Genomic DNA, 13064 nt, shown 5'->3' with positions numbered 1-13064 from the left:
GTCACCGGCCAAGAACACCCGTAGCCGCTAACCCCTTCGTCCCCGCCCGGAAGCACGTAGCCCTTTGCCACCCTCCTCCAACCGTTCCTCCGACGGGTACGACATCGTCCTGCGCCTCCTCCTCGGAGTGCTCGGCGTCGTCGTCCCGCTGTCCCATCTCGCCTGGCTGTCCGGCAACATCACCGCATGGCTGACCGCCGACCACTGGGCGCCCTACCAGCCGACCGCCGCCCTCCTCCACCCTGACCAGCTCTGGCCCCAGGTCGGAGAAACGTCCCTGCTTGTCGGCGCTCGGATCGTCCCGATCGCAGCCCTGCTCGCCCTCGGCGCCGTGACCGGCGTCCTGTGGTCTCGGCACAAGAGCCGCGGCGGCGGCCGGAAGAAGATCACCGGCATGGCCAAGGCCCGGGACATCGAACCGCTGATGGCCAAGGCGATCACCGCCAAGGCCCGCTCCCTGCGCCCGAGCCTGAAGGACGCCAAGCACATCGAGGCCCGCGACACCGGCATCCTGCTCGGCAACCTGCAGGGCACCAAGCACGAGGTGCGCATGGGCTACGAGGATGTGGCCGTCGCCATCATGGCGCCGCGCTCGGGCAAGACCACCTCGCTCGCGATCCCCTCCGTACTCGCCGCGCCCGGCCCGGTTCTGCTGACCTCGAACAAGGCCGCAGGTGATGCGTTCACCGCCACCTACGACGCCCGCGCACGCGTCGGTCAGGTGTGGTCGATGGATCCGCAGCAGATCGCGCACGCAGCACGCGAGATGTGGTGGAACCCGTTGGCGGACGCCAAAACCCTGGACGGCGCAGGGCGGTTGGCCGGCCACTTCCTCGCCGCCTCGGTGGACGCGAGCCAGCAGGGGGACTTCTGGTCCAAGGCCGGATCCAACATCCTGTCCCAGTTGTTCCTGGCCGCTGCCCTCGACGAACGGCCGATCACCGACGTCATGCAGTGGCTCGCCTTCCCCGCCGACCGCACTCCGCTCGACATCCTCCGTGACCACGACTTCGCCGCCGTCGCCGCCCAGCTCAAGGGCACGGTCGAGGGACCGCCGGAGACCCGCGATGGCATCTACGAGACCGCCCGCCAGTACGCCGCCGCTCTGCTGAACAGCGAGATCGCCGCCTGGGTCACCCCGCAGAAGGACGTGCCCGAGTTCCGGCCGACCGAGTTCGTCACCTCCACCGACACGCTCCTCCTCCTGAGCAAGGACGGCGGAGGCGGCGCCAGCGCGCTGATCGCCGCATGCGCGGACTCGGTGATGCGCGCCGCGACCGCGCAGGCCGAGCGCGCCGGCGGGCGGCTCGACCCGCCAATGCTCGCGATCCTCGACGAGGCCGCCAACGTCTGCAAAATTTCGGACCTTCCGGACCTGTACTCGCATCTCGGGTCACGCGGGATCATCCCGATCACGATCCTGCAGTCCTACCGCCAGGGCCAGAAGGTCTGGGGGGACGCGGGCATGGACGCCATGTGGTCAGCGTCCACCGTGAAGGTGATCGGCTCCGGCATCGACGACCCCGACTTCGCCGACAAGCTGTCCCGGCTGATCGGCGACCATGACGTCGAGACGACGTCCACCTCACATTCCGAGTCCGGCAAGTCGACCTCCGTGTCGATGCGACAGGAGCGGATCCTGCCGGCCGACGCAATCCGCGCCCTACCCAAGGGCACCGCGCTCTGCTTCGCCACCGGCATGCGCGCCGCGATGCTCGACCTTCGCCCGTGGTACCTGGAGCCCGGCGCCGACGAACTCTCCGCCGCCTCCAAGCGGGCCTCCGACGGCATCACCAAGCGGGCGGTCGCCAAGCACACACCGAGGCAGACCGACTTCGGGACCGCAGCATGAGATCGATACGACTCCCCGATGGTGCCCGGCTCGCAACCTACGTCGACGGTCCCGCCCAAGCACCCGTGACGGCAGTCCTCGTGCACGGGCTCTCAGTCACCGCTGCCCTGTGGCGCTCGCACGTACCACTCCTGCTCCGCGAGGGGATGCGCGTCGTGCGCTACGACCAGCGCGCGCACGGCTATTCAACCCGCGGCACCGCCGCCCTGAGCCTCAACCAACTGGCCGACGACCTCTCCCAGGTTCTTGAGACGACAGCGCCACGGGGACCGCTCGTGCTCGCCGGCCACTCCATGGGGGCGATGACGCTCATGCGCCTGGTCGCGCGCCACCCCCACCTCGCGCCCCGGATCCGCGGGCTGGTGCTGATCTCGCCCCCGTACGGCGGCATCAGCACCCGCACGGGCACCGGTCCGGCCCAGTCCTTCCTCACGCTGGGCCGCAACCTTCTCGCGTCCGCGTGCACGCACGCGCCGTACCTGCTCGACGCGGTCCGGCGGTGCCTTCCCACCACCAGCCGGTGGGCCCTGCACTCCCCCGCACAGTCGGCGTCCGGTGCATTGCCGTTGCCGTGCCGGCAGGGCCTGCACACCATGGCGACCGGAGACCTCGCTGCCCTGTGGCACGACCTCGCCAATCAGCAGCCCGACCCCGGTTCGCTGCAGCAGCTCGGCGGGCGGGTCCACCTTCTGGCCGGAAGCCTCGACGCCCACATCCCGCCCGAGCGGACCGGTCGTCTCGCCGCCTGTCTGCCCAGCGCCCAGCTGGAGATCGTCCCGGACGCCACCCACGCATTGCCCCTGCGTCACGCCCAGCTGGTCACCGACCGAATCTCCCGCTGCGCCTCCATCTCTAACCCGATCTCCCGGAGCACACCGCCCCATGCCTTCGCTCAACCTTGCAGAACAGGCAGAACAACTCCGTGACCTGGCAGGCGAGTTCGAGGCCCTGCACGCACGCGTCCGGGACCTCTCCTACACCCCCGGCACCGACGCGCTGCGCCGGATCAGCCCGCTCCTGCTCAAGGTCCAGGACCTGATGGCCACCGCCCTCGTACGCCTGGGCGCGCTCGACGGCGGCGCGTACGCCGACATCGCCGGCAGCCGCGCCAGCCTGGAGTGCCTGGCCTCGGTCGTGGTCGCTTCCTCCCTGGCCGGCAACGACCTCGCCAGCGCGCTGTACGCCAACCCGTACGAAGGCGCGCCGTTCGTCGGCTACCCGGCAGACGACGAATCGGTACGCACCGCTCGCCACGCCGAGGCCATACCGCGTATGACCGGCCACCTCGCCGATGCCGCCCACCAGCTCGACCTGAGCGCGATCGGGTGCCACAACGTCGCCACCGGCATCACCCGCGACCTCGCCGCCACACAAGAACAAGCGAAGCCTGTTCAGCGGGCGACCGGCCCCACCACAGCCCCCTCAGCGTCCCGCACTCCTCGCGTACGGCGTTGACGCTGCCCCGACGCCGCCAGCTGGACACGCTGACCTTCTCTCCCGCCGAGGACACTTCTTGCACCCCTTCCACCTGTTCGCCCTCCAGCTCGCCGACCGTCTGCCCGGCACCTGGACGGCCCTCTACCGCCAGTACACCCGCGCCGCCGACCAGTTCGCTGACACATGCCGCGTGTGGACGCCGCTGGACGCCAGGCCGGCCATCGCCTTCCGCAGCCACGGAATCACCCTGCGGCGGCACGACGACCTGGAGCTGTACCTCGTCGAGCACCGGCGAGGCCGGGCCCTGGTCTGCCCTGTGATCCCCCAAGGGCTGCACGAGGGCATCACCGACCGCATCCCCGCGCCGCCGACCGTCGCCGGCCCTCTCGATCCGGCCCGCGCCGCCTGGCGGATCACCGACCGCGTCCTGCCCCACTACACCGCTGCGGTCACCGGCGCCCGCGAGGCCACCGCCGCCCTCGCCGCACGGCGCTCCTTCGTGCCCGCGCTCCTGCCCGTCCCGCAACCGGACATCTCCCGAGCCCGCGCCCGCTGACCCGGCCTCCACGCTCCGCCCAAGGATTGCCCATTCACCCCTCCCCCCAGTTCCGCGCCCTTTCTCTCGGTGCCGGCGTCCAGTCCAGCACCCTGCTCGCCCTGTCTGCCGAAGACATCCTCCCGAAAATTGACTACGCGATCTTCGCCGACACCGGATGGGAGCCCAAATCCGTCTATGACCATCTCGACCGCCTCGAACGCGAAATAGCAACGCCCGCCGGTATACCTGTTCTCCGGGTTTCCTCCGGAAACATCCGCAACGACGCCCTGAACCCGGATCATCGTTTCGCCTCCATGCCCCTCTACATCCCTCAACACGGACGGGCGTCCTGGGATGACCCGGCGCCAGTGCACCGGGGAGTACAAGGTGAAGCCCATCAAGAAGAAGATCCGCGATCTTCTCGGCTACCCGTATCCGACTCGGATACCAAAGGGCGTTTTCGTCGAGCAGTGGATCGGCATATCCACCGACGAATTCCACCGCGCCAAGGACGCCGACGTGAAGTACATGCAGAACCGACATCCGCTGATCGACATGGGCTGGTCGCGTTCCGACTGCGTTCGCTATCTCACCTCTCTCGATCTGGCCGAAACCCCGAAATCGAGCTGCCTGGGCTGCCCTTTCCATGGCAATGCTCAGTGGCGGCGCATCCGCGACAACTCCCCCGCCGAGTGGGAGGACGTCGTGGAATTCGACGCTGCCATCCGAAAGGGCAATGCCCGCGCCAACGCCAGCGGCAATCGGCTGCTGGGCGAGGCGTTCCTGCACCGCTCCCGCGGCCCCCTCGGCCGGGCCCCGATCGACCACGTCACCGCCTCCGAGTGGGCGGCCCTCCAGCAGGAGCTCGCCGACGAGGACGAGTTGGAGCGGGGTGTCGCGGACGGCTGCTCGCCCTGGGCGTGCCGCGGGGATGCGGACGCGCTGGCGCAGGACGACTTCGGGCTGGCCACGTGATACTCGACCTCTTCGCGGGGCCGGGCGGCTGGAGCAGTGCACTGGGTGTCTTCGGTGTGCGTGACGTGGGGCTGGAGTGGGACGAGTGGGCGTGCAGGACCCGTGCTGCCGCTGGGCAGTTGACGATCCGGACCGACGTGGCGATGTATCCGACGTGGCCCTTCCTCGGCCGGACGCGCGGGCTGATCGCTTCTCCGCCGTGTCAGGCGTGGAGCATGGCCGGCAAACGTCTTGGCCTGGTGGACCAGCCGCTGGTGCATGCGGCGGTCGAGGACCTCGCCGCCGGACGCGACACCCGCGAGCGCCTCCTCGCCGCCTGCCGTGACGAGCGTTCCCTGCTCGCGGCCGAGCCGATGCGCTACCTCCACGCCCTGAACACGGTCGGCGAGCCCGAGTGGGTCGCCATGGAGGAGGTTCCGGACGTCCTGCCGCTGTGGAAGCAGTACGCGGCGATCCTGCGCGGCTGGGGTTTCTCGGTCTGGTACGGGATCCTCAACGCGGCCGACTTCGGCGTTCCGCAGACGCGCAAGCGGGCGATCCTGCTCGCCTCGCGAGTCCGTACGGCACAGCCTCCAACGCCGACGCACGCCCGGGTCGCCGAGCCCGACTCGCTGTTCGGTCCGGGACGTGCCCGCTGGGTGAGCATGGCCGAAGCTCTGGGGTGGGGTGCGACCGACCGGCCCGTTCCCACCGTCTGTGCCGGGGGCGGGCCCGGCGGCGGGCCCGAACCGTTCCCTTCGGGCTCCCGCAAGACGCTCTCCGACGCCCGGGACCGCGGAACCTGGATGCCGCGACCGGACGGAGTGGTCCTGCAGTCCCGTCGCGAAGGCGCGGGGTGCGCGGCGCGGCACGGCACCCGTGAGAACCGTGCTGCCACCGCCCCGGCGCCGACGTTCACCGCCGAGGCGCACCGCTGGTCCTGGTCTCTGCGCAGCAACAACCAGGCCAACGCCACTGTCCGGTCGATCGAGGAGCCGGCAGGCACGCTGTTCTTCGGGCACCGCGCGAACGAATGCACCTGGGTCGCCACACCGCTCTCGGCGCCGACGAAGGACACGGACGCGCCGGCAGTACCGGAGCCGATCCGGATCACCGCTCGCGAGGCCGGCCTCCTGCAGACCTTCCCCTGCGACTACCCGTGGGCCGGAAACAAGGGCCAGCAGTTCTCGCAGATCGGCAACGCGGTCCCGCCGCTGCTCGCCGGCCACCTCCTCGCCCCGCACCTCGGCGTCACCCTCGACCCGAACGACTTCACCCTGGCCGCCTGATGCCCCTCAGCCCCGAACCCGACGAGGAGGACCTCGACACGATCCCGGCGCCGCAGCCGGTGTTCCACGTCGAGCAGGCCCTCCTCGGCGCGCTTCTTCTCGATCCGCACCGTCTCGGCGACGTGACCGGGGTCTCCGCCGACTCGTTCTCCACCGCCGCGCACGCCGCCCTGTTCGCCGCGATCAGCACCCTGCCGCCGCCCGACCCGGCCGAGCACGCGAAGGACACCACGTGGCTCAACCAGGTGCTCGCAGCGGGCCAGCAGCAGGCACGCGGACTGACCGCCTCCTATCTGCACACCCTCATCCAGGTCTGCCCCTGGCCCCGCCACGCACCCGCCTACGCTCGGATGGTCGAGGCCGAACACGCCCGCCGCCGGCTGCGGGCCGCCGCCGAGCACCTTCTCCAGACCGTCCACGACGCCTCCCTCCCCCACCCCGTCCAGACGGTGCTCGCCGAGGCCGACGCGCTCGCCGCAGTCGTGGACGACATCGCAGCACGCTTCCCGCCACGCGCGGGCGTCCTGCCCCGCACCCCGCCACCCCCGCCGGCCATCGCACCCGACTATGCCGAGGCGGCGCAGGAGGAGCAGTTGCTGCTCGCTACGGCCACCGCCCACCCCGCTGGCATCGAGTCCGTACGGTGGCTGCTTCCCGAGGATTTCACCCAGCCGCTGCACGCCGGCCTGTGGCAGTGCCTCACCACCCTCGAACGCCGCCACGAGCCCATCGACCCCGTCACCGTCCTATGGGAAGCACAACAGCGCGGCCTTCTTGAGCACGGCAGCGAACCCGGCGACGTGCTCTGCCTTCTCGCCGGACCGGTCGGCTCCGTCGAGCACTGGGGCGAACGCACCTTGCAGCGCTCCCTCCTGGCCGCCGCCGACCACGTCGGCCGCCGCATCGAGGCGTACGCCAGCGACCCTGCGAACACACCGTTCCAGCTCGTCGTCGGTGCCCGCCGGGCCCTCGCCGACCTCGGCGCCATCCGCACCCGCTGGCAGCACGCCACCGGACGGATCCTTCCGCAGCGCCCACGCCCCGCGCCTACCACCCGCGCGGGCCCCCCAACCACCGCGGCCGCCCGCACCACTCGCGCCACCCGATAGCCCCCCGCACACGCCGGTGGCCGGGCCCGTAGGCCCGGCCACCGGGCACAGGAGATGACACCCCCACGTGACCACCGCCCAGTTCATCGACGCGCACGTCCGCCTCGACGTCCACCCCACCCACCCCAGTGCCGTGACCGCCGTCCTGACCGGCTCCCAGGCCCACATCCCCCACGTGGGCCTGGAGGCCGCCAACTGGACCGTGGTGGCCGAGAACACCCTGGTCCTGGCCCGCATCGATCACGAGGAGCCCTACTGGGCCGAAAAGGCGGCCCAGCAACTGGCCGCTGACGGGGTCAGCGTCGAGATCACCCCGCGGCTCCGGGAAGCCATGGCCGAGGAATGGACCTGGGCCGACTATCCAATGCCCTGGTGCACCCGCAGCGAAATCCGCGAGGTCTCCGACGCGGCCCAGAAGATCTATGACGACATCCGCCATGGCCAGCTCCTCATCCACGCTCACGCCGAGGACGGCCACACCACCGTCGCGGTCGGCACCTACCTCGGCAGCGGCAAGAGCGTCTATCTCCACGGCGAGAACCATCTGCGGCAGGTCGCCGACACCTTCGACTCGCCCGCCGCAGCCCTGGTCGCCTTCGAGAGGGTCCACGGCGCCGCCATGCGGCCAGGCCCGGCACCCATGACCGACACCGAGCGCGCCGCCGCCCAGGCGAAAACGTCCCCACCCGCCGCCGAATCTGGACCTCCACACCCCCCGCCGGAAACGGTCCCCGCGTACGCGGCTGATGCCGGCGACCACGATGCTCTGCTGGAGGCGTTCCTCGCCGCCCACGGTGACTGGGAGAAGTGGCGGACCTGGTCGGACGAGACGACCCACGCGATCCACGAGTCCCAGACCCTGCGCATCGAGCGCGTCCACGAAGCCCACCCCCGCGAGACCGCCTGGACCGTAGCCGCGTACGAGACGCCCGTCTCCGACCGCATGTGGGTCCTCACCGCGACCGCCGCCACTCCGGCCCCAGTGCTGCAGGAACTGCTGGATCACCTCGCCGACGGCGACGGCTGGGACACGGCCGTCGGCGCCCTGGTGGACGAAAAGACCGTCGCCGCCGCCACACAGCCCCTGTCCGAGGCCGGGTGGAAGCACACTGTGGACGGGCGATGGATCGGCTGGACGTCCCCCGCCGGGGACGCGGGGGTCCGGTTCGACGCTTTCGCCGCCCAGCACCCGAGCCAGAACCTCGCCACCTGGACCGTCTGGGCAGGTCCAGGTCCCGACCGACCCACCTGGGCCCTCACCGCGTCCCCACATACCCCAAGTTCGCTGCTGGCCGACCTCTCCGAGACCCTCGCCCACGGAACCGGCACCCGGCGCACCAATACCGCAAGGCGCCCCCGCAGCGTCCGACTCCGACCCTCGCCGCCAGCTATCTCCCCGCCAACGACCGGGCACACGATCAGCCGCGGTCTCTGAACCGGACACGAGCGGCTTATGTCGCTGATGCCGCCCAACGGCAGCCCTGCGCCCGGTAAGCCCGGTATCGCACCTGTCCCCGTTCGGGGCGCGTCCTCACCTAGAGGGCAGCACGGGATCGATCTCCTCGTCAGCTGCACCTGTACGCCTCGCCCCGAATCTCCCTCGCGATGTGGCTGGGACTTGGTACGTTCGGGCGCATGACACCGCGTTCAGTGGACCTGCGCAAGGAGCCTGTGGAAGCCGTGCTGGACCGTGTCGAACGGTCGCTTGAGGTACGCCTTAGCCGGGAGGCTGTAGTGCGCAAGCGCCGGTCTCTGGGGGCGCGTACGGACCGCAATACGTGGGTGCGGATCGAGCGGCGCGGACTCGATCGGATCGGGGTCCAGGGAGGGGATGGCACCGCGTCCGCCGAGGCCCTTCGCGGGATCGCGAAACCGGCCTGGCTCACAGGCGTCGCGTGGCGGGACGACACGGAGCCGGTGATGTGGCGAGCGGACGAGACGGAGGTGCTGCCGGCGGCGCCAGTGAGCAGCGCCGTAGTGGCGGAGGATCCACAGCTGCCCGAGGAGTGGTGGAGTGCGCTGAACGCCTCGCTGGATGCCCTTGCCACGCAGCACACAAACCGTATCGCGACACCGGATACCGAGACCCTCACTCAGGACCTGGTCAGGGGAACGATCCACAACGTCTTCCCGGGTGTCGATGCGGCCGTAGCCGAATGGCGGCCGGCCCATGCAGATTTCAACTGGGCGAATATCACGGCGCCGGTGTTCTGTGTGTTCGACTGGGAGGACTGGGGCATGGCCCCTCGCGGCCTGGACGCGGCAAGTCTGTGGGGGGCCTCGCTCGCCGTCCCAGCTCTGGCAGACCGCGTCCGCAGCGAGCGGCGTGAGGATCTGGAGAGCCGGGACGGCATGCTGATGACCCTGTTCGTCGCCGCGAAGATCCTCGGCCCTTACGCCGATCCCGAGGACCCCCGCCTGGTCCCCGCGAGGAAGACGGCGGAGCAGCTGCTGCAGGAACTTCAGGCGCGCTGACGGGCTTTGAGGAGCTGCCTGTACTCCCGGATCACGTTCTCGTCGACCTCGTACGCCAGGGCCTCGGTCAGCTCCCGCAGATGGGCGACGTCGTCTGTGCCGACCGCGACCGCGTCGACCCGAGGGAGGCCGTACGAGGAACGGAAGGCAGCCTGGATCTTCGTGGCGGACGGGGAGCCTCGCAGGAAGATCCTCGGATCGAAGCGTTCCCACACCGCCTCGGCCGTACTTCCGCCGAAGGGGCTCATGCCCCACACCTGCGACGGGCACCACCGCATCGCCAGGGCTTCGGCCGCTTCGAGGACGTCGACCCCGACCAGCAACCCTGCTCGGGCCATAAGGACATCAGGGCTTGGCACGTCGAAGTTCATGAGCGAGCGCGGATCCCAGGTCGAGACGCCCCAGGAACGGCAGAGCCCCGCCTGCGCTGCGTCGGCCAGGACCGTGCATGCCTGTTCCAGCGTCTCGGCGTCGGGTGCCGAGTGCTCTGGGTTGTGGAGAAATACCAGATCAGGCTCCCGCCCAAGATCCTTGATGGCTTGCTCGACGGCTACGCGGAGCCGGGCGGGAGCGAGGCTGTGCCCCTCGGGGAAATACCCGACCTTGGTGGAGACCGAGAATTTCGGCAGAAGATCGCCTGCCGTCGTCTTCAGGACCTCGTGGGAGCGATGACGCAGGTAGTTAGACGCGGTGTCGAGGCGTGTTACATCGAGGTCGGCGGCTGCTTCGAGTAGGTCACGGGCGTGACCAGACCGGTGTAGCCCGAGGACGATAGTTCCGTCAGCGGTTCGCACAGCCCCTCCGTGATCAACAAGTCGGCCAAAGTGATGACGTCGTCGGGGGCACCCTCGAGGTAGACCGGGTGACCTGACAGGAGCGCACGCAGGCTCGGTTCTGCGCGCTCGTGGAAGGTCAGCCGCTTACCGCCACCGCACACTTGGACGGTGTCACCGGAGCGGACGATGGAGGGCGCGAACTCGGTGACGGCCGCGACTCCGTCCGGCCGACCGAAGGCGGCCACGTGCGGCATGTGGCGTGCGGGCGGGGTGCTGGACCGCAGTTCGTCCAGGTACCGCTCTGGGCTGTAGGTGGCGGCCAGGGCGCTGAGCTTGTCCGTCAGCACCTGGTGTGCGGTGCGCTGCACGCCCTCCAGGTCGTGACGGAACGCGTCGTCGGCGCGGGCGGCGTCAGAGAGGAAGTTAGCCCAGGTGACACCGGTCCGTTTGGTGAACCCGAACGTCACGTGCAGTGAGTGTCCACCACTCCCCGAACCGAGGCGGGTCGCGGTGTGCCAGAAGCCTCGTGGGATGTGCATGACGTCCCCGGCCTGCATCGTGCCCTTCCACAGCACTTCTTCGGAGGGCGTGCGGTTGCGTTCCGCGTCGCGGTACATCGGCGCCGGCCGCGAGGGACCGCGCACTTCCCACGACTTCTCGCCAGAAAGCTGCACGGCGATGACCTCGTGGTCGTCCCAGTGCAGGTGGAATCCGTCGGTGTCACCCACCGCGAGGTAGGCGTTGGCAGAGGTGAGTTCGCCGGACCACCAGCCCAGGGCCCGGCAGGCGACTTCCAGCGTCGCGTCGAAGAAGTCCACGTGATCCAGGACCACGGTGCCGCCGTCGTTGAGTATTCGTCCGAGGGCCGCCATGTCCGCCTGGCTCACGGCCTGCCTGCGCCGGTTGACGTTGGTGGACAGGAACGTGGACGGGTGCACTTCCTCGCCTTCGGCATAACAGCGCAGCTGCGGATTGGCCAGATGGCGGCGCTTGATCAGGTCCAGCAGTCTGAGCGGGGTCAACAGCCGTGCGGGCAGGTCCGGGTCCGTGAGACGGCCGCGCGCGAACGCGGATCCCACGGAACCCGGCCCGTCCCAGCCGAGAGCCTTCTCGATGTGGCTGACGAGCCGGTGCTCCATGGGGTTCCCCCTACTCCTTCGGGAGGTTCAGGTCGCGGTTGTCGCCGTCATCTCCCGCGCTGTTCTGCGAGCTGGTGATGTCGGACCGCTCGGACTCGCTGCGGTCATGCGCAGTCGCCAGCTCCTCCACCGCGATCAGAAGCGCGGGGCTGGTCCCCGCCACCTGTGTGGATGCCCTGTCTGCCATCGAGCTCTCCTCTCAGTTCTCCAACCCAGCTCTGGGCGAACGTCTGAGTTAACCCGCGTCCACCGCATGGCAGTAGGGCGGGATTCGGACAGCGCTGCAGGACGCTCTTGCCCCTTCTCAGGGGAGGAAGCTAGGGCCTGATTCCGCCTGGACGACTGCCTGGTCTGGGCTGGGCCGAAGGAGTGTATTCATCGACCGGGAGTGTGAGCCAGGGCGAGAGTGACAACCACGACGCTCACCATGGCGGCGAAAGGCAGGACATCGGAGCCCCGTCAGCGGGGCAACATAGCGCGGGATCGCCGGTTAGCCAAACCGGCGATCTCGCGGATGATTGATGGTCCACCGCCACTACCTGCCCGTACGTCGAGAGGCATCACCGAGACGACCATCGAATTGACGCGTGGAAACGCGATCGGCTCGGAGCCGTTAGCGCTTCACGCCGCCGCGTAGCTCATGCGGAACAGGTCCTGGGCGCGCTCCACATCCCGGAGGGTGCGCAGCTGCACCTCCAGGTCGCCCGTGCCGTGGTGACCGAGACCCGTCACGTCCCGGGTGAACCCAGGGACGAGGTCGACCTGCTTCGGGTCAACCTTGAGATAGACGAGGAGCTTGGTCCTCTGGGGCGGGCACACGCAGGCGAAGTTCCGCAGGCGCTGGTACGCCCGGTACATCTTGCGCTGGACATAGTTCACGCCGTCGCCCAGCCCTAGCAGCGACTCGTCGACCGCCTGCGCCAGCTCAACCAGGGCCGTGCCGTGGCCGCCGCCCCCAAGGCCCGGTCCCCTGCCGGCGAACGCGTCGGGTGACTGGCGACCGGCCGCTGACCGAGGCCACAGTCTCAAGGCCGAGCAGGTCGTTGCCGAAGAGCCGGTAACGGACCAGGTCGATGCTGCGCCGGTGCTCGCGCACGGCATGAACGTCGTAGCGGGTGAAGTCGCCAGCGACGCAGATCAGCCTCGGTCCGCTCCACAGCACCTGGGCCGCGGCCGTGGCCCCGAGCCGGTCGCGGGCCAGGCGCTCGAACTCTGCCCGGTGATCCATGAGCCAGCTGAGGTAGAACAGGCCCTGGTTGATAACACCCGAGTCAACGCCCCGCTTGTACTCGACGATCACCGGCGAGCCGTTCTCGTCCAGCCCGAGCGAGTCGATGCGCCCGCCGTGGACGGGGCCGGTGCTGTACTCGGTGGCCAGGAAGCGGACCCCAAGCATCGGCTCCATCGCACTCTCGACGAGCGCCTGCACATCGGCCTCAGCCTCAGCCAGCCACGGCATGACCTCGGTCACGCCGTTCCTCGTGTCGAACAGTTT

At 69.6% G+C, this 13064-nt stretch carries 11 protein-coding genes and 2 pseudogenes; 9 read left to right on the top strand and 4 right to left on the bottom strand.

Features of this window, described 5'->3' with window-relative positions; genetic code table 11:
* Positions 1-64: 64 nt before the first annotated feature.
* The 9 genes and pseudogenes from J7E88_RS00745 to J7E88_RS00705 all read left to right on the top strand — a co-directional run bounded on the left by J7E88_RS00745 (position 65) and on the right by J7E88_RS00705 (position 9654).
* Positions 65-1852 (top strand): type IV secretory system conjugative DNA transfer family protein, encoded by a 1788-nt coding sequence (locus J7E88_RS00745; RefSeq protein ID WP_215176132.1) that lies wholly within the window; start codon positions 65-67, stop codon positions 1850-1852.
* On the top strand, positions 1849-2778 hold the full coding sequence (locus J7E88_RS00740) for an alpha/beta fold hydrolase (protein WP_215176124.1): 930 nt from the start codon (positions 1849-1851) through the stop codon (positions 2776-2778). Before J7E88_RS00745 ends, J7E88_RS00740 begins: the two co-directional genes overlap by 4 nt.
* Positions 2735-3307 carry a hypothetical protein gene (locus J7E88_RS00735; protein WP_215176122.1) on the top strand — a complete coding sequence of 191 codons (573 nt, stop codon included), beginning with the start codon at positions 2735-2737 and terminating at the stop codon, positions 3305-3307. Before J7E88_RS00740 ends, J7E88_RS00735 begins: the two co-directional genes overlap by 44 nt.
* Positions 3308-3365: 58 nt before the next feature.
* On the top strand, positions 3366-3845 hold the full coding sequence (locus J7E88_RS00730) for a hypothetical protein (protein ID WP_215176120.1): 480 nt from the start codon (positions 3366-3368) through the stop codon (positions 3843-3845).
* A gap of 92 nt (positions 3846-3937) precedes the next feature.
* Positions 3938-4802 (top strand): annotated as a pseudogene (locus tag J7E88_RS00725) (hypothetical protein).
* Positions 4799-6070 (top strand): DNA cytosine methyltransferase, encoded by a 1272-nt coding sequence (locus J7E88_RS00720; RefSeq protein ID WP_215176116.1) that lies wholly within the window; start codon positions 4799-4801, stop codon positions 6068-6070. Before J7E88_RS00725 ends, J7E88_RS00720 begins: the two are co-directional and overlap by 4 nt.
* A complete protein-coding gene (locus J7E88_RS00715) occupies positions 6070-7179 on the top strand; it encodes a DnaB-like helicase N-terminal domain-containing protein (protein WP_215176114.1) in 1110 nt (369 codons plus the stop codon). The genes J7E88_RS00720 and J7E88_RS00715 overlap by 1 nt, the downstream gene beginning before the upstream one ends.
* A 67-nt stretch (positions 7180-7246) precedes the next feature.
* Entirely contained in the window at positions 7247-8614 is a 1368-nt protein-coding gene (locus J7E88_RS36925; protein ID WP_215176113.1) for a DUF317 domain-containing protein, read from the top strand.
* A 200-nt stretch (positions 8615-8814) separates the two neighbouring features.
* Positions 8815-9654 (top strand): hypothetical protein, encoded by an 840-nt coding sequence (locus tag J7E88_RS00705; RefSeq protein ID WP_215176111.1) that lies wholly within the window; start codon positions 8815-8817, stop codon positions 9652-9654.
* On the opposite strand, the gene J7E88_RS00700 is transcribed toward J7E88_RS00705, so the two are convergent.
* From J7E88_RS00700 to J7E88_RS00685, 4 genes and pseudogenes are all read right to left on the bottom strand, one after another.
* Positions 9642-10448: an aldo/keto reductase gene (locus J7E88_RS00700; RefSeq protein WP_215176109.1), complete on the bottom strand. Its 807-nt coding sequence runs from the start codon at positions 10446-10448 to the stop codon at positions 9642-9644. The two genes, J7E88_RS00705 and J7E88_RS00700, sit on opposite strands and share 13 nt — an antisense overlap.
* Entirely contained in the window at positions 10358-11569 is a 1212-nt protein-coding gene (locus J7E88_RS00695) for a cupin domain-containing protein (RefSeq protein WP_215176107.1), read from the bottom strand. Before J7E88_RS00695 ends, J7E88_RS00700 begins: the two co-directional genes overlap by 91 nt.
* A gap of 10 nt (positions 11570-11579) precedes the next feature.
* The gene (locus J7E88_RS00690; RefSeq protein WP_185923492.1) at positions 11580-11756 is read right to left on the bottom strand and encodes a hypothetical protein; all 177 of its coding nucleotides are present in this window, start codon (positions 11754-11756) and stop codon (positions 11580-11582) included.
* Positions 11757-12190: 434 nt separating this feature from the next.
* Positions 12191-13028: pseudogene (locus tag J7E88_RS00685) on the bottom strand (DUF5655 domain-containing protein).
* Positions 13029-13064: the final 36 nt, after the last annotated feature.

The sequence above is a fragment of the Streptomyces sp. ISL-10 genome (assembly GCF_018614575.1).
In the GTDB taxonomy this organism is placed as follows: domain Bacteria; phylum Actinomycetota; class Actinomycetes; order Streptomycetales; family Streptomycetaceae; genus Streptomyces.
This window is presented reverse-complemented; position numbering and strand designations above follow the sequence as displayed.